The sequence below is a fragment of the Microbulbifer hainanensis genome (assembly GCF_014904735.1).
Lineage (GTDB): Bacteria > Pseudomonadota > Gammaproteobacteria > Pseudomonadales > Cellvibrionaceae > Microbulbifer > Microbulbifer hainanensis.
Genome location: NZ_JACZCR010000003.1, coordinates 144243 through 163649, shown reverse-complemented (window position 1 = coordinate 163649; position 19407 = coordinate 144243). Strand labels below are relative to the sequence as shown.

Here is a 19407-nt window from a genome sequence, read left to right as displayed (position 1 = left end):
GTATTCTTTGTATTTAATCGTTGGTGACCCGGTTTGCCTCCTCGAGGCTGGTAATCCCCATCACCACTTTCCGCAGCGCGGAAGTCCGTAGGTTATTGAAGCCTTCCTTGCGCGCCTGGTCGGCAATCTGAATGGAGTTACCTCCCTCCATTATAATTCTGGAAATGCCATCGGTGATGCGAACCACCTCATAGACACCAACCCGCCCTTTATAGCCCTTGGAGCAGTGCTCACAGCCGACCGGTTGGTAGACCTTCCATTCTTTCCGCTCGATTGTTACCGCGTCGAATCCTTCTTCTTTAAGCACTTCTTCGGGCAGAGTGATCGGTTTCTTACACTCGTTGCACAGCCGTCGGGCCAAGCGCTGGGCGATAATAACGCTGACGGAGGTGGCGATATTGAAGGTCGGAACTCCCATATTCATCAAGCGAGTCAACGTTTCTGGTGCCGAGTTGGTGTGCAAGGTGGAAAGCACCAAGTGCCCGGTCTGGGCAGCCTTGATGGCAATTTCCGCAGTTTCGAGATCCCGAATCTCCCCCACCATCACGATATCCGGATCCTGTCGCAGGAAGGAGCGCAGGGCTTCGGCAAAGTTCAGGCCGACTTTATTGGAGACGTTGACCTGGTTAATGCCCTCCAAGTTGATCTCCACTGGATCTTCCGCCGTTGAAATATTGCGCTCAGGCGTATTGAGGATATTCAGGCCGGTATAAAGGGAGACTGTTTTACCGGAACCGGTTGGGCCAGTCACCAGAATCATACCCTGGGGCTGGGCCAGGGCATCCATATAGATCTTCTTCTGCTCGTCTTCATAACCCAGGGCATCAATACCTAGTTTGGCCGAAGATGGATCCAGGATCCGCAGCACGATCTTCTCGCCCCACAGTGTCGGCAGGCTGTTGACCCGGAAGTCGATGGCCTTGGTCTTGGACAGCTTCATCTTGATGCGGCCGTCCTGCGGAACTCGACGCTCGGAGATATCCATTTTGGACATGACTTTCAGGCGGGCTGATATCCGAGCGGCCAGCTGGATGGGCGGTTTGGCCACTTCATGGAGTACGCCGTCGGTGCGCAGGCGTACCCGATAGGTTTTCTCGTAGGGCTCGAAATGGATATCCGAGGCCCCCGTACGGATCGCATCCAGCAATACCTTGTTTACAAACCGTACAACTGGGGCTTCGTCGCCACCGGGGTCGTCATCATCCTTGGGGCCGGAATCGTCGGAGCCGACTTCCAGCGCATCGAGCTCTTCGTCATCCATGCCCTCCAGGCCACCACCGATATCGCCGCTGTCCGACAGATAGCTTTCTATGGCCTTGGCGAGCTTGTCCGCTTCTACCAGTACGGCATCGGTATTAAGGCCGGTATTGAAGTTGATCTCGTCAAGGCCGGCGAGGTTGGTCGGGTCGGCGACGGCGACAAACAGGCGATTCCCCCTCTTATAAAGAGGGAGGGCAAAATGCTTGCTGATCAGTTTGTCATCAACCAGGTCTTTGGGGATCAGGTCGAAGTTATAGCTACTCAGGTCGAAGAGCGGGGATCCGAAGGCGTGGGCGGCAATGCTGGCCAACTCGCGGCTTTTTACAAGCTTGGTTTCCACCGCATGTTGCGCGAAGGTCTGGTTTTCACGGCGGGCGGCCTTGGCTGCCGATGACGCGGTGGCCTCGTCCAGGATCTGGTCGGCCACCAGCCGCTTGGCCAGTCCGCTCAGGGGTGTGCTGCTCATTCAGAAACCGCGTTTAATAATTGTTCAAATTGTTGGGTGCGAACAGTTCGTTTTTTGCTCGTCAAGTGTCGCTCGATCACTCGTTAAAGCGATATTCAAGAGGGCCAATATAGCGAAATCCCCTTAGTGAGCCAATGACTTAAGGGGACCAACTCGAAAACTTGTGAGCTCGGTTGGATGCTCGAATATGTTGAATGATGACAATTTTTGTCAGTAGATTGCAGCGGCTTGTCAGCTGGCGAGGGCGGTTAAAATTTATTCGCAGTATGGCGTATGACTTTCCTCTCATTCCTGATTCTTATGTTGGATTTGGCGCTTGCCAGAATTGGCACAAAGCTTGTATCTTGTTTCGCGACTTCCTCACGGGATGCCATCCCTTCAGGGATTTTCAAAAAACCAAAAGTCTGTATGGAGACGGTTACAATGAAAAAGCAACAGGGTTTTACTCTTATTGAATTGATGATCGTGGTTGCGATCATCGGTATTCTGGCTGCGGTAGCGCTGCCGGCGTATCAGGACTACACCATTCGCGCGAAGGTTTCCGAGGGCCTGGTTCTGGCCAGTGGTGCCAAGGTTACCGTTGCCGAGAATGCTGCAAACGGCAAGGCGTTTGATGCTGGTTTCACAGCACCTGCAAAAACTGACAACATTGACACTGTGGTTATTGACCAAGCAACCGGTTCCATTACTGTTACCACAACCGCTGCTATTGAAGGTGGTAAGACCATAATCTTTGTACCGACGTCTGGCGGTGCTGCTCTTGCTGGTACTGCTGCTGACTCTACTATTCCGGCTGGCGGTTCCATCGAATGGGATTGCACCACTGGTACGCTGTCTGCCAAGTACCGTCCGGCTCAGTGCCGTGCATAATAAGGGCTGGAGGGGTTAAGTCTTGAAATTTGACTTTACCTGACCGGATTCCTTTTAAAAAATCCCCGCTCTTGCGGGGATTTTTTTGTGCACGAGGCTGGCGCCTCGAGAAAAAGACAATGAAATTTTGACATAACGGTTTTGGTATCTGCGCTTTTCCTGTGAGCCGCACACTAAATCTGGAGTTTTCCGTAGCCTGGTACCACGTGATGAATCGTGGATTGGTCTGATAGGCCATTGTTTGCAATAGCGACTGCTCTCGATATACAGGGTGAAGTGCACCGGTGCACTGGCCTGCAGCTGAGTTCTATTACCTGGTGGATAATCATTGCTATTTGTTGATGCACAGGCCGCGCGGTAATTTGGGCTGGGCGATGCGATATATTAATGGCGTCTATGCACAATGTTTTAATCGTCATCTTCGCCAGGTTGGCTCTTTATTCCGTGGCCGCTACAAGGCGGTTCTTGTGGGCACTGGGAGTTATTGGTTATCACTGTCGCGTTGCACCCAGTGAAAGCCCGTTGAAACGCGCAAGCCGTTGGTTGGCAGTTTGGAAGGCTTCGCGTGGGCCAGTTATCCGGCCCCATTGTGCATTCTTAATGAAAACTTCTCACGGCCTGAATTTCCCTCCACTCCAGGCAATGAATGCTCTGTCCGACGAGATGAATCACTGAATAGCCTTTTTCGTTCTGCCCGGTATTGAATTGTAACGTTCCACTGATTTTCAGAATATTGCCTCGCTTGATTTCCACTCTATAACGCTGTTGCACCTGTTCCCACAGCACGATATTGACCACCCCGGTTTCGTCCTCCAGTGTCAGAAACATCACCCCCGAAGCACTCCCCGGCCGCTGCCGGCAGGTAACCAGCCCGATGACGGTAACCGGTTGGCCATTTTTATAGTGGGCAAGGTCCCGCGCTTTCGCGAAGTGGCGATATTTATCCCGCTTGCGCAGCAGGGCAATCGGGTGTTCGCGCAGGGTGAGGCCGGTGCTGGCGTAGTCGCTGTAGGTGTTGTCCTCGGTGGAGTTGCCCGGGTTGTGCTGGGTATCCGCCTGAGCGCTGCTTTCGCTGTCGAGTGATTGCCAGGTATCCAGGTAGCGGTTGCGGCTGAGGCTTTTGAAGGCGTCGGCGCTGGCGAGGGCGGCGAGCTGGTCCCGGTGGAGCTGGGTCAGCGTGCGGAAGTGGCTAACGGAGATGAATGTATCCGCTTCTCTCCGCTCGAGGATTGTACTGGCTGTCGTTTCGTCCAGGCCTTTGATCAGGCGCAGCCCCAGACGGAGGGCGGGCTGCATGTTTGCCGCTGTTGGCTCCGCTGATTTTGGAGGGGGCAGTCTGCGTCGGGGTGATGGCGAGGTGCCGGTGGGCGCGTTGGTTTCGGGCGCCCGGTCGGAGTTTGTCTCCAGGCGGTGTGCCCAATGGCTGTAGAGCACGTCGATGGGTAGCACTTTCACGTCGTGGCGCTGGGCGTCGTAGACCAGTTGGGCTGGGGCGTAGAAGCCCATGGGCTGGCTGTTGAGCAGGCCGCAGTAGAAGGCTGCCGGGTGGTGGCGCTTGATCCAGGCAGAGAAGTAAGCGAGCAGGGCAAAGCTGGCGGAGTGGGATTCGGGGAAACCGTAGGAACCGAACCCCTTCATCTGGTTGAACAGCTGTTCGGCGAAGTCGGCGCGGTAGCCGTTGCTGCGCATGCCCAGGATCAGTTTGTCCTTGAACTTGACCAGGTTGCCGTTTTTACCCCAGCTGGCCATGGCGCGGCGCAGCTCGTCGGCCTCGCCACCGCTGAAACCGGCGGCGACCATGGAAAGCTGGATGACCTGCTCCTGGAAAATGGGGACGCCCTTGGTGCGTTCGAGCACTGGTTTCAGGTTCTCATGGGGGTAGGTAACCGGTTCCAGGCCCTGCTTGCGTTTCAGGTAGGGATGCACCATACCCCCCTGGATGGGGCCAGGGCGGACGATGGCAATTTCAATGGTGAGTTCGTAGAAATTCTGCGGTTGCAGTCGCGGTAGCATGCTCATCTGCGCGCGCGATTCCACCTGAAAGACGCCGACCGTATCGGCGCGGCATAGCATTGCGTAGACCGCGGGGTCTTCCGGCGGGATGTCCTGCAAGCGCAGGCGCGGGCCGTAGAGGGCAATATACGTCAGGGACTTGCGCAGGGCGGTAAGCATACCGAGTGCGAGCACATCCACCTTCATTAACTTCAGGTCTTCGATGTCCTCCTTGTCCCACTGCACGATGGTGCGGTCTTCCATCGCAGCATTTTCGATGGGCACCAGCGTGTGTAGCGGCTGTTCGGTAATCACGAAGCCACCGACATGCTGGGACAGATGCCGGGGGAAGCCGTAGATCTGTTCCAGCAATTGCGGCAGGGCGCGGCCGGTGGTGCTGGCCGGATCGATACCGACTTTCTGCATCTGCTGGGGGAAGTCCTCCAGTTTGTCCCACCAGGCGCGCTCGGCGATCAGCTGTTCGACGGTGGCCGAGCCGATACCGAGTGCCTTGCCGATATCGCGCAGTGCGCTCTTGAAGCGATAGGTTATTTTTGTCGCGGCGAGACCGGCGCGCTCGCGCCCGTATTTCCGGTAAATGTACTGGATGATCTCTTCGCGCCTTTCGTGTTCGAAATCGACATCGATATCTGGTGGCTCGTTGCGCTCGCGGGAGATAAAGCGCTCGAACAGCAGACCGATCTTGTGGGGATCGATTTCGGTGATGAACAGGCAATAGCAGACCACGGAGTTGGCGGCGGAACCGCGCCCCTGATAGAGGATGTGCTGGCTGCGGGCATAGTGGACGATATCGTGAATGGTCAGGAAATAGTGCTCGTATTCCAGCTCGGCAATGATGCGGAGTTCTTTTTCGATCTGTTCTGCGATCCGTGCTGAGGGTCCCTGGGGCCAGCGGATTCTGGTGCCTTCTTCGACCAGTTCACGAAGGTAGGCGCTGACCTGTTTTTCCGGCGGGACGACTTCCGATGGATACTGATAGCGGAGCTCGACAAGGCTGAAGTGGCAGCGGTCGGCGACGGCGAGCGTGTTATCGATAGCCTGCTTCGGGTAGAGCGCTGCGATATCTTCCAGTGTGCGCAGATAGCGCTCGGCATTCTGCTCCAGGCGGTAGCCCAGCTGTTCCAGCGTGCAGCTGTGATAGGTGGCATTGAGCACGTCCTGCAGGGGTTTGCGGCTGCGGCAGTGCATCAGTACGGCATTGGTGGCGACCAGCGGCAACTGTTCAGCGCGGGCAAACTCGATCAGTTCGGTACTGTGCCGGTTCTGTTTGGGCAGCAGGTGATTGGTGAAGGCAATATACAGGCGGCCGCTGAAAACTGTGCGCAATTCGGCGGGCATCGCCAGTGGTGTTCGTTGTGGCAGCCAGATGGCGATACAGGTTCGACAGTATCTGGTGAGGTCGGCGAGGTGGGTCTGGTAGTGGCCCTTTTCGGCACGCAGGCGCGAGGTTGAAATGACCTGGCACAGTTCGCTGTAAGCGGTCTTGTCTGGTGCAAGCAGTACGACCTGTTGCCCCTCTTCCTGCAGGCGGAAGAGACTGCCGCAGATCAGCTTGAGCTGGCTGCCGGCAGATTTCAGGTTTTCCAGCTCCCGATAGGCGCGGACGACGCCCGACAGGGAGCACTCGTCGGTGATGGCCAGGGCCCGGTAGCCGAGTTGGTGTGCAGTCTGGATCAGTTCCTGCGGGTGCGAAGCCCCCTGCAGGAAGGAGAAGTTGGTCTGGCAGAAGAGTTCGGCGTACTGCATGGAAGGAGGGTAATGCTCGGTTGGCCGTGCCGACGGTTGCCGGCCGGGCGCAAATCATTGGTTCAGGCGTAGAGCCCGTGCAGGTACCAGTCCTCCGAGGTCAGGTCCTGATACACCCAGTAGAGGCTCCCTTCCTCTCCGCGGGCGATGTAGTAATCCCGCGCGTGGCGGCTGTGCTGCCACCAGTAACCATCGATGCGCTCCGGGCCCTGCAGCAGCTGGATTTCACCGCGGTAGAAGAGCTTGTGTTCGCGGCTCTGCAGCCTGTCCGGCCGCGGCAGCAGCCAGGCGGGGCGGGGGGCATTGACCGGTTGCAGCTGGTGACCCTTTGCACTGCGGTTGCTCTGCAGTACCAGGGTGTCGGCGCTCTGCCAGGCCTGTTCCGGCAGGTGGCTCTCTTTCAGAGTGACCCCGGAGAGTGCCTGGTGGCCGAGGCGGGCGCGGAGTTTGTCCAGCAGCTGGTGGCTGCGCTGTAACTGGCTGCTTTCACCAAAGAGATCGTCGTCCAGCTGTCCCTGTTCCAGCGGCAGTAGCTGGTCGCAGGTCAGGCTCAGGGCCTGTATCGGCTGTTCCAGTTGGATCCGTTCCAGCTGCAGTTTGGTCAGCGCAATCAGTCGCTGTGGATCCAACATCGGCCGCGACAGCTCCACACCGAACACCTTGCAGCCGAGCTGGCCGAAATCCAGTTTCCAGCGCAGCTGCAGGCTGTAGAGCTGACGGCGCTGCAGCTGCTGGTAGAGTTCACGCACCAGCCGGCCGGTGGGAAACAGCAGCTGTTCGCTGTTGTCCAGCGGGCTGGGGAAGAACAGCTCGCTGTGAAACTCCGGTGGCGGTGCGTAACTGGGAACCGGATCGTGGCGGGTGCCGTTCAGGCGAGCGAGGTATTCGACAAAACCGCGGCCGAAGCGGCTGCCCACTTCCGACAGCGGAATGGCCAGCAGCTGGCTGACCCGTTTGATGCCACAGGCGTAGAGCTTGGCGATGGTCTTGTGGTCGCAGTCGAGCAGTTTACTGGGAGAGAAACTGATCCACTGGCGCCATTGCTGTGGGGTGGGCGGCGTCTGGGTTTCCCGCAGCCACTGACGGTGTTCGGGTAGCTGGCTGAGCATTCGGGCGGCACTGGGGCTGTGGCCGAGCCCCATAAAATGGCTGATACGCATCTGGCGCAGCTCGCGGCGCAGCTGTTGCAGTAGTGGCGCCAGTCCGCCACTGGCCTTGAGACAGCCGCTCAGTTCCAGGTAGAGGCAGGCGAAGCGGTCGTCGCCGCTGTCGAGGGAGCCTGCGGCCTGGGGGGAGACTACCGGGGTGAAGCTGTAGCCCCACTGGGCCAGCTGCTGCAGCATCTGTGTTTCCCGCTGAACATCGCGGGACAGCAGTTTCAGGCCGGCGCACAGGGCACAGGCAGTGGCGATAGTGAGTCCGGCCTCCACGCCTCGCTCGGCGGCGGTGCGGTTGGCATCGACGACCAGTTGCTGCTCCACCACAGCCTGGGCACAGATCTGGGGGGCTTCGCGCTGGGCGCGGGTCAGCACTTCCAGCGGCAGCTTGGGAAACTGAATACACAACCAGAGCATGGCGGCGGCTCCCCGTGCCCGTCAGTGCAGTGGGCGGTCGCGGCGGACCAGGTCGGGGCTGCGGGCCAGGTGCAGGCGCTGGCCGGATTGGCCGCCGAGCTGTTTCAGCAGCTGCACCGCCAGCTGTTCGCCGTCGCTGTGCAGCTGCAGGCGCAGGCTGGCCGGCGACGGGCTGGCGGCGCTGGACTGTGGGCGGAAGTGAAAGTGAATGCAGTCGCCCTCGCGGGCGGCAACCTGCAGGCGGCGCAGGTCCTTGTCTGCCGGTGCCTGCTTGCCCTGCCAGCTGAGCAGGGCGCCGCAGCAGCCGGACTGCAGGGACTGTTCGGTGGCCCAGAGTGCGTCCTTTTGCCCGTGCGGGTGCAGGATCAGCAGCTTCTCCAGGCGCACACCGGCGGCGGCGAGGGCGGGGGCGTAGGGGATATACGGCGGGTTGACCAGAACCACCATCTGTTCCCGCTGGGTCATGGCAGCCAGTGCCGGCAGCAGCAGGGAGAATTCGCCGATACCGGACTGGTTGACCAGTAGTTCGGTGGTGGCACCGCGAGGCCAGCCGCGGCCGGCGAGCAGGGCGTCGAGACCGCTGTAGCCGGTGGCAATGCCGCTGCGCTGGCGCCGGTGTTCGTTGGCGGCCTGCCAGATATCCGGCCGGGAGAGCAGCTGGTTCAGCCGCTGGCGTTTGGACTGTTCCGCTAACTGATTGTTTTGCAAAAGATTTTCGGCATTGTTCACGACTCAGGCCCCCTGTTGTCCGCCCGCGCTGGGGCGGGAGCTGTATGTGTGTACAGTAGTTACTGTGAATTTATACAGTAGTTGCTGCCGGGCAACAAGGGGGCCGCCGGTCGATTCGGCAAATTTGGTGACAGGATCAGCGTTGCTGACTGGCGCCGCAGGTATAGGAGAGGCGATTGGCACTTTTTTGCACAGTGCAAACCGGCTATGATTCCGCCTCTTTCCAACTAGATGAATATGTACCCAGGGGGGCGGAGTGAGTATCAAATCCGACAAGTGGATTCGCCGGATGGCCGAGCGCGAAGGCATGATTGAGCCGTTTGAGCCGGGCCAGGTCCGCCATAATGGCAGCGGTGAGCGGCTGATCTCCTACGGTACCTCCAGCTATGGCTACGATGTGCGCTGTGCCGGTGAGTTCAAGATCTTCACCAACGTGCACTCCGCCACCGTGGATCCCAAGACCTTCGACGAGAACAGCTTCGTCGATGTTGAGGGGGATTCCTGCATCATCCCGCCAAACTCCTTTGCACTGGCCCGCACGGTTGAGTACTTCCGTATTCCGCGCTCGGTGCTGACCATCTGCCTGGGCAAGTCCACCTATGCCCGCTGCGGTATCATCGTGAACGTCACCCCGCTGGAGCCGGAGTGGGAAGGGCATGTGACCCTGGAGTTTTCCAACACCACCAACCTGCCGGCGAAGATCTACGCCAACGAGGGTGTGGCGCAGATGCTGTTCTTCGAGTCCGATGAAGTCTGTGATGTGTCTTACGCCGATCGCGGCGGCAAGTACCAGGGTCAGCGCGGCGTTACTCTGCCGCGGGCTTGATCGCCCCTTCTGTCTGCGGCCGCCGGCGCGGCCGCAAGATTCTCTCCCCCGTTTAGCACTTCCCAATGAATGACAACGCTCCCAGCCAGCTGCCCGAATCTGTCGATGTCTTGGTTATCGGCGCCGGCGCGGCGGGACTGATGTGTGCGGCTACTGCCGGCCAGCGGGGGCGCAGTGTGCTGGTACTGGATCATGCCAACAAGGTGGGCAAGAAGATCCTGATGTCCGGCGGTGGGCGCTGCAATTTCACTAACCTGTACACGGCGCCGGAAAACTTCTACAGCGAGAATCCGCATTTCTGCAAGTCGGCGCTGGCCCGCTATACCCAGTGGGACTTTATCGCGCTGGTGGAAAAGCACGGTATCCCCTATCACGAGAAAACGCTCGGCCAGCTGTTCTGCGACAACAAGTCCAAAGACATTGTCGACCTGTTGCTGGCGGAATGCCGCGCGGCGAAAGCGCAGATTCGCACCAAATGTCATATCGAATCGGTTGCGCCAGAGCAGGGCGGATACCGGCTGGAGACCAGCCTCGGCACTGTACGCTGCGAATCCCTGGTGATTGCCACCGGTGGCCTGTCGATCCCGACGATGGGCGCGACGGGGTTCGGCTACGACATCGCGCGTCAGTTTGGTCTCGATATTATCCCCACCCGCGCGGCACTGGTGCCGTTTACCCAGCACAAAAAACAGTTGGAGCAGCAGAGCGAGTTGCCGGGTAGCGCGCTGCCGGTGACGGCCAGCTGCAGCGCCGGTAGCTTCCACGAACAGATGCTGTTTACCCACCGGGGTTTGAGCGGCCCCGCGGTGTTGCAGATTTCCAGCCACTGGCGCGAAGGGCAGCCGGTTGAGTTCGATCTGGCTCCCGGCATCGAGCTGGTTCATTGGCTGCAGACACAGCGTACCGAAAGACCGGAAACGCACCTGCACAATGCGCTCGCGGATTTGTGGACGAAAAAACTGGTACAGTATTTTCTGCAACAACGGCAGATCACCAGCCGGCCGCTGAAGCAGTACAGTGAGCGGGAACTGAGTGAAATCGCAACGCGGCTGCAAACCTGGATACTGGTGCCGGCCGGTACAGAGGGATACCGCACCGCAGAAGTAACACTCGGCGGCGTGGATACCGATAGCGTCTCCTCGCGGACCATGGAGTGTAAAACCCGGCCGGGCCTGTTCTTTATCGGAGAGGTGCTGGACGTAACCGGCTGGCTCGGCGGTTACAATTTTCAATGGGCCTGGGCGTCGGGTCATGCAGCGGGGGAGGTGGCATAACGATCATGGGCGATGTGATTCCCTTCAAGAAAAAAACAGCGTGGCAGAAGCACAAGGGCAGCAGCCTGTGTCGCGATGGCTTCCACAAGTGGGTCGTGGTTACCGAACGGAAGTTCGATGTAAAGCAGGGCAAGCTGGTGACGGAATACCGCTGTCAGCGCTGCGGTAAAACCAAGACGAAACTGCTATAGCCGCTGAATGGGCAGTATGAAGAAGGGGGAATCCTTAAATGGATTCCCCCTTACTGTCAGCGTCTTTCGTAGACGCGATTGCCGTGGCGATCGTAGTAGTAGCGCTTTTTCTTGTTGCGGTCGTAGAGCCAGCCGGCGCCGGCACCGATTACCGCCCCGGCTGCCGTAGCGCCCGCATGACCACCACTGATCAGCGCCCCGGTGGCGGCACCGATACCGATGCCGGTGCCGATCCGGCGGTCTTGTGGGCTCATATTGGCACAGCCGGCAAGAATCAGGCTGGCCAGCAGGAAGGAAATGAGGCTCAACTGTTTAACGGATCGCTTGTACATAAGCACTCCCGGAACTGCCATCTTGGGTTGGTTCGCAGCAGTGTATGGTGGTGCAGCGGCGGCGACGAATTTAATTGGACTGGCAAATTGTCTGCCGGACATCACTCTGATATCGGGATGAACGATATGCTGGAAAAACAGGATCTGCTGGATATCGCGCGAACCCCGATGCCGTTTGGCAAATATGCCGGTCGGCCGCTGATCGACCTGCCGGAAGAGTATCTTTTGTGGTTTGCAAAAAAAGAATTCCCGGCCGGGCGGCTGGGCAGTCTGATGGCGCTTACCCTGGAGATCAAAATCGAGGGGCTCGAAGGACTGGTGAAGCCCCTCAAACGATAGCGACTGCTGCCGTATTTGGAATTGAGCTCGTGCACACTACTATAGAAATACCCGGGCAAAGGCAGTCCCCGAGGGAAAAGGGGAGCAACAAGAAGCGGTCCGTGATCGAGACTGGACTAACCCGTAAATAGACCCACAGCGGGTGACCACTGGTCTGAGGATGACTTCAGCGAGGTGAACAGCGGGAGTAGAGCCAGTCAGCTTGTTGGGTATGAGGGAGGCGGTCGAACAGTATTCGGCCGCTTTTTTATTGTCCTCCCGAAATCAACACCGAAAGGCAGACCGAACGGGGTGTGCCAGTTCACTTTCAACGAGTAAGCCAGTCCACAAGCCATGTAGTGTCGCCAACAGGTAAATGGTGCCGGCGTTCACGAAAAGATGGATTGGGTGCCAAAAGCTGCAGTCGCAGCGTGACCCTTGTCTCTTTCTTGTCTAATCGCTCTGGTATGGAGTGAACTCCCCCTTTACTGTGATCCCTAGATGACATCGCTGTCATATTTTTTTGATTCGAAATGACAGCGATGTCATTTGTTTGTTCCCCGGCCATGCCGGGCGGGCCCAAGGCCCACAGCAGTAAAAACAATAAAAGCGTACAAGGTGAAACTTTATGATCAGTCCCAGCCACTGGCGCCGCGCACTCCTCGCGCTCGGCCTGGCCAGTTCCTCCGCACTCGCCGCCCCCGGCGCTCCCCAGATCGAATGGATGGAAACCACTTACGCCCTCGTCGAAGTGGATGACACGGCCACGGCCTATGAAAGCCTGGTAACTCTCCACGACGCAGTTGATGTGCCGGTCTCCTGGACCAAGTGGTCCGGCGACGACGGCAATACGGTGCAGTACTTGCTGAACGGGCAGGTTGTACTGGAGCAGAGTGCCTCCGGCAGCGGCAGCCAGAGCGGCTCCGCTACCCTGCAGGTCGACAAGGGTGGCAAGTACGATCTGCAGGTCGCGCTGTGCGACGATACCGGGTGCACGGCTTCTGCGGCGACCGAAATCGTGGTGGCCGATACGGATGGCAGCCACCTGGATCCGATTACGCTGAGTGCGGGCGAGAACAACCAGCCCTATACCAACACCACCAATTCTGTTGTGGGCACTTATTTTGTCGAGTGGGGTGTTTACGGGCGCAACTTCACCGTGGACAAAATCCCGGCCTACAACCTCACCCATATCATTTACGGCTTTGTACCGATCTGCGGTGGCGACGGCATCAACGACAGCCTGAAAACCATCGATGGCAGCTTCGAAGCACTGCAGCGTTCCTGCTCCGGCCGTGAAGATTTCAAAGTATCGCTGCACGATCCCTTCGCCGCGGTACAGAAATCCCAGGCAGGGCAGACTTACGCCTCTGCCTACAAGGGTAACTTTGGCCAGTTGATGGAACTGAAAAAGGCCTATCCGGACTTGAAAGTCCTGCCCTCCATCGGCGGCTGGACTCTGTCCGACCCCTTCTACCAGTTGGGTGATGCGGCCAAGCGCAAAGTGTTTGTCGATTCGGTCGAAGAGTTTATGCGCACCTGGAAGTTCTTTGACGGTGTGGATATCGACTGGGAGTACCCGGGCGGTGGTGGTGCCAACCCGGCCCTCGGTGCCGGCACAGACGGCGAGACTTATCGCCTGCTGATGCGCGATCTGCGCGCCATGCTCGACAAGCTGGAACTGGAGAACGGACGCACCTACGAGCTGACATCAGCCATTGGTGCCGACCCGGACAAGATCGCGCGCATCGATTACAACAATGTCCAGCAGTACATGGACTACTTCTTCGTCATGACTTACGACTTCTACGGTGCCTGGAGCAATACAGTCCTCGGCCACCAGACGGCGCTCTACGCACCGAGCTGGAATCCTACTGACGACTTCAATGCCAGTAGCGGCATTCAGGCGCTGCTCGGTACTGGTGTGGCCCCGGGCAAGGTGGTCATGGGTGCAGCCATGTACGGCCGCGGCTGGACCGGTGTTTCCGGCTGGACCGGCGGCGATCACCTGACCGGCACCGCCACCGGCCCGGTGGCTGGTACCTGGGAACCGGGTATCGTCGATTACCGCGAGATAGCCGCAGACCTTGCCAGCGGCGAGTGGGAATACCACTACGACAGCACTGCCCAGGGCCCGTACATCTTCAAGCCCTCTACCGGTGAGCTGATCACCTACGACGATGCCACTTCTGTTGGAGCCAAGGGCGCCTATGTGCGCAGCAACGGCCTTGCCGGTCTCTTTTCCTGGGAGATCGATGCGGACAACGGTGACATCCTCAACGCCATGCACGAAGGACTCGGCCATGGCGACAGCAGTGGCAACCGTGCGCCCCAGGCCAATGCTGGCGCCGACCAGTCTGTGGATGAGGGCGCGAGTGTCACCCTGGATGCGAGTGCTTCCATCGATCTCGATGGCGACAGCCTGACTTACAGCTGGGTGCAGACTGCAGGCAGCGTCGTGGCATTGAGCGATGCCGACACGGCGACACCGGCCTTTACCGCACCGGACGTAGACGCGGACGAAACGCTGACCTTTGAGGTCACGGTGAGTGATGCCGAGTTCAACCGTACCGACAGCGTGGATGTGGTGGTTCAGGATATTCCGGCCAACCGCGCGCCGAACGCCGACGCCGGTGCCGATCAGAGCGTCAATACGCCCGCAACCGTCACACTAGACGGCAGCGCCTCCAGCGATCCCGACGGCGACAGCCTCAGCTACAGCTGGGTGCAGGTCAGCGGCACTGCCGTGACCCTGCAGGGGGCCGACCAGGCCAGCGCCAGCTTCAGCGCGACGGAAGTCACAGCGGCGGAAACCCTGGTGTTCGAACTGACGGTCAGCGACGGCACGCTGGATGACAGCGACACGGTCAGTATCCAGCTGCAGCCAACGTCAAACAACACACCGCCGCAAGTAACACTGCCGGCCGTGCCTGCAGTAGCCGAAGGGCAGACCTTCACCATTGCGGTCGACGCCAGTGATGCCGATGGCGATCTGCTCACCTACAGCTGGGACGCGCCGGCATTCAATGTCGCCGACGGCGACAGCGCCATAGTGACGCTGACGGCGCCGCAGGTGGGTGGAGACACGAGCTTTACCGTCATGGTCGCCGTAGATGACGGCACTGACGTGGTTACCGCCAGCACCACGGTTACCGTTACCGACAGCACCGGCGGCGGCACTTGCGAGCTGTCCGACCCGGATGCCGCCAACTACCCGGCGTGGACTTCCGGGGCTACCTATCTCGGCGGCGACCGCGTCAGCTACGACAACCTGGTGTGGGAGGCCAAGTACTGGACCCAGATGCAACCGGACTTTACTGCGGCCGACTGGACTCTGGTCAGCGACGTGGAAGTGCCGTGGAACGCGGAGACTGCGTACAACGGCAACGACGAGGTCAACTACAACGGCCGCCGCTACCGCGCCCAATGGTGGACCAAGGGCGAAGAACCCGGCGTTGCCAGTGTCTGGGTGGATATCGGCGAGGCGAGCTGTAACTAACAGGTGGGTGAAAAATACTTATTCAACAGCCTGCTAATTTCTCTGGAACATGTTTGAGCGCCACGGACGGCGCAATGCATCGGTTCTTTCTCACTGGAAAGCAGGCAGCAGTTGGCAAAGGGCGTTTTGGCGCCCTCTGTTATTGATGGATCATTGGTTTCACCGCAACGGCCGCGCCGGGGTTGGGCGAACTTGGAGTTCGCCCTGAACGCAGCCTGCGGATGCACCCGTGCCGGGGCGGAAGGAGGGGGCTAGAGTGGAATCCGGATCACCACACCGCCCATGGTATCCCCCAGTTTGAAATCCGTACGCGGACTGTCGATATGTTCGTTGTGGCAGCCGACGCAGGCCGGGGAGACGGCGACGTCCGGGTACACGGCAGTGAAATATTCGGTATCGCCCAGGGTTTCGCGGCCGTAGAAATTCTTGCCGGGATTGTCCATCACATACTGCAAGCCCTGCTTCTCCAGGTCGGTACGCGGCTTGTTCTGCTTATTGATGGCCCACAGCGACAGCAGCGCATAATTGAAGCCGGCATCCTGTTCCGCGACCCGCTCTGCGCCCATACGCAGCATCTGCGCCGGCAGCGGTAGCGCCTGGCTGTCCTGCCAGTGCTCGTCGGCCTTGATCACCTTGTCCTCGTTCTGCAGGCGGTTGACTACCTTCTGGGTATAGCTGGCACGGTCGGCCTCGATGACGGCGAAGACGGCATCGGCCATACGCTGCGGGGCTATGCCCTGTTCCTGGCCACAGGCGGTTAGCAGGGCCGCAACGGCGGCGATAACAGCGGCGATACGCATAGTGGTTCCCTCCTATCGGGTATTACTGGATTGCAGGTTGTTTGAGTGAGCGTCACGGGATGGCACGCTGCGGTCTTTGGCGGAAATTCTCGCGATGCGATCGCGGATCAGGTCAAAACTCTGGTGTCCGCCGCGGGGCGCGGCGGCAAAGTTGTTGGCAATCAGTCCATCGTCCGCCAGCGCGGCCAGGGCAAATTCGGCGCCGTGGCAGTTCAGGCACACCGGCAGCATTTTGTCGTTGGGGCGCAGGTTGTGATTCTGGTTGTGATTGACCACCACCCGCTTGCCGCGCTGCTCGCGCGGCAGGTGGCAGCTGGCACAGCTGGCGCCGTCGCCGTGCCCGGCGGCCAGGGCACGGAAGTGGGGGGATTCCTTGTAGGCCAGACTGTGCTCGTCGTTGTGGCAGCCCAGGCACGCGTCTACAGCGGCGAACTGCAGATTGGTCTTGTGTGGTCCGTGGCAGCTGGTACAGCTGAGTTCGCCGCGCGCCTCGGCTTTCATCGGCAGCCAAGCCTGCTGGGGTGTCATGGCGGCGACACTGTCGATAAAGCGCTGCGGTAACTTGCCCGACAACCGCATGCCGTGTTTGCCCTGGGTAAAGGCGTCGCGCTGTTCACGGTGACAGCGGCCGCATTGGGCGACGATTTCGCGGCTGGAAAATTGCATCTGGCCGCCCTGATGACAACCACTGCAGTTGACCGCTGCGCGGGCGTGGCCGCTCTCCGCCCAGGCCGCAGTCACTTCCGCGGCTGCGCCGTTATGCGTTATATCGGCCTGCTGCGATTCCAGTGGCTGCTCGTGGGGGTGCTCCCGCAACCACGACTGCATGGCGGTGCGCGCCGGCAGGCCGGCATCGGCGCGCTGTGCGGGTTCACCGATGTGGGCAGTGAGGAAATCTTCATACAGGGCGCGGTTGTCGTGGAAGTTGTGGCAGCCGGCACTGGCGCAGCTGTTGAAGGCGAAGTCCTTGTGACTGGGGCGGTCTGCGGCAATATCCCGATGGCAGTGGAAGCAGAAATCACCCGCGAGGGTGACGCCCATGGAGTCGGTGATTTCCGGTTTGTGCTCCGCGTGGCAGGTCACGCAGCGACGCGCATCCAGGTTGGATAGCAGCGGCGCATTGCGCGGGTCGAGAAACTTCTTGCGCGGGTGCGAGTCGTTTGCCTGTGCCAGCTCATCAGCGTGGCAGTTCAGGCAGGCCTGCTGCATGGCGTCGGGGCCGGCAAAGCCGTCGCCGTGGCAGGCGGTGCAGGCGAGCTCTATCTGGTGGTGGCCGTGGGTCATTTCGCCGCTGATAAACAGGGTCTTGTCGGCAAACGCCAGGTTGTAGGCCACCAGGCCACCGATCAGTAGTGTGGCGATGACTCCGTAGTGCCAGAACTTGAACTGATATTTCATCAAAAGTAATACACCGCCATTATGTGGTAAGCGAGAAGGGCCGGCAGCGTCCACAGCAATATGTAATGCACCCGCGACCACCACTTGCGGTGTTCGCGCAGTTTCAGGTCGGTCCAGTGGTGGTTGCGGGCCATGAAGACACCGACCAGCGCGCCGGTGGTGGTGGCCGCGAGAAATACCAGCATCAGTGCCAGGTTGAGGTTTTCACCGAGGCGGAAACCGGTGTGCACCACCAGCACCACCAGGGCGCCACAGCCGATCACACTGTGCACGTAGCGCCAGTGGTCCACATGGCCATAGCTGAGGCTGCGCCAGCGTTTGCGCAGGCTGAGGCTCGCCGTGAGCAGGCAGAACCCGAGCAGGCTGTAGCCGCTGACCTGTTTCCAGAAACTGCCGTACCAGAGACTCTGCCAGTACCAGTCGGTTTGCACGGTTTCGGAGACCGGCGCCGGCGGCATGGTGAGTGCCAGCGCGATCAGGATCAGGGATATTACCGAGGTGACGAAAATACCGCGCGCATGGCGCATCACCAGGTTGGTGGCGGGCATGTCCAGCAGTTCGGCGATCAGTGGCCGGCAGCTGCCGCAGACGGAGCCCGCATTGGTGGCCTGTTGCAGGTCCATCAGGTTGCGCTTGCCCTGGGAGATCGCCCGGCAGAGTTCGCCTTTGCTGACGGCGTTGCACTGGCATACTAGGTAGCTGTCGGGTTGCTCCTTGATACCGAGGGGCGTCTGCTGCTGCCATAGGTGGCCGTGCTCCTCGAATTGCTGCAGCGCGCGCGCGGTAACGGCTCCCTGCTCGTTGATAACCTGGCGCACCCGGTTGGCCTCGTCCCAGCTGCCGATGTGCACCGCGCCGACAATACGGTCATTCTCCACCAGCAGTTGCCGATAGATGCCCTTGAAGCGATTGCGGTAGCTGTAACGCTGGGCGCCGCCGTCTGTTCCCGCCTCGACCGCTTGATCACCATGTTGCACCGCCCCGATCAGCGCGCAGGAGATATGGGCGATTTTCAGCTGGATGTCGGTCAGGCTGCCGGCATAGGGGTTGGCGACCGGTTGCAGATTCGGTCCGCTGCAGATATGCGCGGCACAACTCTCCACCTGTTCGTAGCCGGGCCGCACGAACTGGTACACCTGCTGCGCAAATTCGGCGCACTCCCCCACGGCATAGATGTCCGGGTTGGAGGTCTGTAGCCACTCGGAAACAAGGATACCGCGCCCGGTTGCCAATCCGCATGCGCGTGCGAGGGTGATTTCCGGCTGGATACCGGTGCACACCACCACTGCGTCTACCGCTAGGGTTTCGCCGCTGGCAAACCTCACCTCCTGTACTGCGGTACCGCCGGCGAGCGCGGTTACTGGGTCGCCGATCCTGAGTTCGACGCCCAGTGCGGCGAGTGACGACTGTAGGTATTCCTCGGCTTCTTCCTCTAGCAATCCCCCTAGCAGGCGCGCACGCGACTGTAGGACGACGCGGTTGTTCTGGGTCTTCAATGCGGCGGCTGCTTCCAGTCCCAGCGCGCCGGAACCAATCACGCAGATGCGCCGGTTGTCTTCGCGCAGCCGAATTAGTGTTTCGGTATCGTGCAGGCTGCGGAAGGTGTGGACATGCTCGAGTGTTATGCCGGGAATCTCCGGCAGGGTCGGGGTCGAGCCGGTCGCCAGTACCAGTTTGTTGTAAGGCTGTACCCTGCCGGTTGCATCGATGACGGTTTTGGCGGCGAGATCGATAGCGGTGACGGGCTGATTGATCCGCTCCGCGAGGCGACTTTCCGGTTGACTGACGACAGGATTGTCGAGGTCTGCACGGGTGAGATGATCGGAGAGATACTGGGAGAGTTTGACGCGATTGTAGGGTGCTTCGGCCTCTGCCCCGAAAAGCACCACCTGTGCTTCCTCGCTATGCCGGAGCAGTTTCTGGGCACAGCGCACACCGACTGGACCGCTCCCCACGACGACATAGATCGGGTAGTCCACGTCGCTTCTGATATCGGAACTGGCGGGCTGCGACGGAGCGAGTCGGTCCTGCAGCTCAGCCATATCTCCCCCGGAAATACTGGCTCTCATCAACGGCTTTGCCTTATCGTAAATTTTTTGGCGATGAGTCCG

At 59.7% G+C, this 19407-nt stretch carries 14 protein-coding genes; 6 read left to right on the top strand and 8 right to left on the bottom strand.

Annotated elements, in window-relative coordinates; translation table 11 throughout:
- Positions 1 to 13: 13 nt before the first annotated feature.
- A complete protein-coding gene (gene pilB, locus IG168_RS01175) occupies positions 14 to 1726 on the bottom strand; it encodes a type IV-A pilus assembly ATPase PilB (RefSeq protein ID WP_193161309.1) in 1713 nt (570 codons plus the stop codon).
- A 423-nt stretch (positions 1727 to 2149) separates the two neighbouring features.
- Here pilB and IG168_RS01170 point away from each other — a divergent pair, with 423 nt between their 5' ends.
- Positions 2150 to 2596 (top strand): pilin, encoded by a 447-nt coding sequence (locus tag IG168_RS01170; protein WP_193161308.1) that lies wholly within the window; start codon positions 2150 to 2152, stop codon positions 2594 to 2596.
- 597 nt (positions 2597 to 3193) lie between these two features.
- Here IG168_RS01170 and IG168_RS01165 read toward each other — a convergent pair.
- From IG168_RS01165 to imuA, 3 genes are all read right to left on the bottom strand, one after another.
- Positions 3194 to 6355, bottom strand: a complete 3162-nt coding sequence (locus tag IG168_RS01165; protein ID WP_193161307.1) for an error-prone DNA polymerase — start codon at positions 6353 to 6355, stop codon at positions 3194 to 3196.
- A gap of 62 nt (positions 6356 to 6417) precedes the next feature.
- Positions 6418 to 7929, bottom strand: coding sequence for a Y-family DNA polymerase (locus IG168_RS01160; RefSeq protein ID WP_193161306.1), 1512 nt, complete (start codon positions 7927 to 7929; stop codon positions 6418 to 6420).
- Between the two features lie 21 nt (positions 7930 to 7950).
- Entirely contained in the window at positions 7951 to 8658 is a 708-nt protein-coding gene (gene imuA, locus IG168_RS01155) for a translesion DNA synthesis-associated protein ImuA (RefSeq protein WP_193161305.1), read from the bottom strand.
- A gap of 256 nt (positions 8659 to 8914) precedes the next feature.
- Between imuA and dcd the strand changes: the two genes are divergently transcribed.
- From dcd to IG168_RS01140, 3 genes are all read left to right on the top strand, one after another.
- Positions 8915 to 9484 carry a dCTP deaminase gene (dcd, locus tag IG168_RS01150; RefSeq protein ID WP_193161304.1) on the top strand — a complete coding sequence of 190 codons (570 nt, stop codon included), beginning with the start codon at positions 8915 to 8917 and terminating at the stop codon, positions 9482 to 9484.
- A gap of 65 nt (positions 9485 to 9549) precedes the next feature.
- Positions 9550 to 10758, top strand: coding sequence for a BaiN/RdsA family NAD(P)/FAD-dependent oxidoreductase (locus tag IG168_RS01145; protein ID WP_193161303.1), 1209 nt, complete (start codon positions 9550 to 9552; stop codon positions 10756 to 10758).
- A 5-nt stretch (positions 10759 to 10763) separates the two neighbouring features.
- Positions 10764 to 10949: a hypothetical protein gene (locus tag IG168_RS01140; RefSeq protein ID WP_193161302.1), complete on the top strand. Its 186-nt coding sequence runs from the start codon at positions 10764 to 10766 to the stop codon at positions 10947 to 10949.
- 56 nt (positions 10950 to 11005) lie between these two features.
- Here IG168_RS01140 and IG168_RS01135 read toward each other — a convergent pair whose 3' ends face one another.
- Positions 11006 to 11281 (bottom strand): hypothetical protein, encoded by a 276-nt coding sequence (locus IG168_RS01135; RefSeq protein WP_193161301.1) that lies wholly within the window; start codon positions 11279 to 11281, stop codon positions 11006 to 11008.
- Between the two features lie 126 nt (positions 11282 to 11407).
- Between IG168_RS01135 and IG168_RS01130 the strand changes: the two genes are divergently transcribed.
- Complete coding sequence (locus IG168_RS01130; RefSeq protein WP_226876396.1) at positions 11408 to 11620, top strand: putative quorum-sensing-regulated virulence factor; 213 nt, start codon at positions 11408 to 11410, stop codon at positions 11618 to 11620.
- A gap of 607 nt (positions 11621 to 12227) precedes the next feature.
- Positions 12228 to 15098 (top strand): glycosyl hydrolase family 18 protein, encoded by a 2871-nt coding sequence (locus tag IG168_RS01125; RefSeq protein WP_193161300.1) that lies wholly within the window; start codon positions 12228 to 12230, stop codon positions 15096 to 15098.
- Between the two features lie 251 nt (positions 15099 to 15349).
- Here the strand turns inward: IG168_RS01125 and IG168_RS01120 are convergent, their stop codons facing one another.
- From IG168_RS01120 to IG168_RS01110, 3 genes are read right to left on the bottom strand one after another with little or no spacing between them, the layout of a single operon-like run.
- A complete protein-coding gene (locus IG168_RS01120) occupies positions 15350 to 15898 on the bottom strand; it encodes a Tll0287-like domain-containing protein (RefSeq protein WP_193161299.1) in 549 nt (182 codons plus the stop codon).
- 12 nt (positions 15899 to 15910) lie between these two features.
- Positions 15911 to 17296, bottom strand: coding sequence for a cytochrome c3 family protein (locus IG168_RS01115; RefSeq protein WP_226876395.1), 1386 nt, complete (start codon positions 17294 to 17296; stop codon positions 15911 to 15913).
- Positions 17296 to 19338: an FAD-dependent oxidoreductase gene (locus IG168_RS01110; protein ID WP_193161297.1), complete on the bottom strand. Its 2043-nt coding sequence runs from the start codon at positions 19336 to 19338 to the stop codon at positions 17296 to 17298. The genes IG168_RS01115 and IG168_RS01110 overlap by 1 nt, the downstream gene beginning before the upstream one ends.
- Between the last annotated feature and the right edge of the window lie 69 nt (positions 19339 to 19407).

Coding starts and splice junctions, on each gene's coding strand:
- pilB (WP_193161309.1), bottom strand. CDS start 1,726: ATGAGCAGCACACCCCTGAGCGGACTGGCCAAGCGGCTGGTGGCCGAC.
- IG168_RS01170 (WP_193161308.1), top strand. CDS start 2,150: ATGAAAAAGCAACAGGGTTTTACTCTTATTGAATTGATGATCGTGGTT.
- IG168_RS01165 (WP_193161307.1), bottom strand. CDS start 6,355: ATGCAGTACGCCGAACTCTTCTGCCAGACCAACTTCTCCTTCCTGCAG.
- IG168_RS01160 (WP_193161306.1), bottom strand. CDS start 7,929: ATGCTCTGGTTGTGTATTCAGTTTCCCAAGCTGCCGCTGGAAGTGCTG.
- IG168_RS01145 (WP_193161303.1), top strand. CDS start 9,550: ATGAATGACAACGCTCCCAGCCAGCTGCCCGAATCTGTCGATGTCTTG.
- IG168_RS01140 (WP_193161302.1), top strand. CDS start 10,764: ATGGGCGATGTGATTCCCTTCAAGAAAAAAACAGCGTGGCAGAAGCAC.
- IG168_RS01135 (WP_193161301.1), bottom strand. CDS start 11,281: ATGTACAAGCGATCCGTTAAACAGTTGAGCCTCATTTCCTTCCTGCTG.
- IG168_RS01130 (WP_226876396.1), top strand. CDS start 11,408: ATGCTGGAAAAACAGGATCTGCTGGATATCGCGCGAACCCCGATGCCG.
- IG168_RS01125 (WP_193161300.1), top strand. CDS start 12,228: ATGATCAGTCCCAGCCACTGGCGCCGCGCACTCCTCGCGCTCGGCCTG.
- IG168_RS01120 (WP_193161299.1), bottom strand. CDS start 15,898: ATGCGTATCGCCGCTGTTATCGCCGCCGTTGCGGCCCTGCTAACCGCC.
- IG168_RS01115 (WP_226876395.1), bottom strand. CDS start 17,296: ATGAAATATCAGTTCAAGTTCTGGCACTACGGAGTCATCGCCACACTA.
- IG168_RS01110 (WP_193161297.1), bottom strand. CDS start 19,338: ATGGCTGAGCTGCAGGACCGACTCGCTCCGTCGCAGCCCGCCAGTTCC.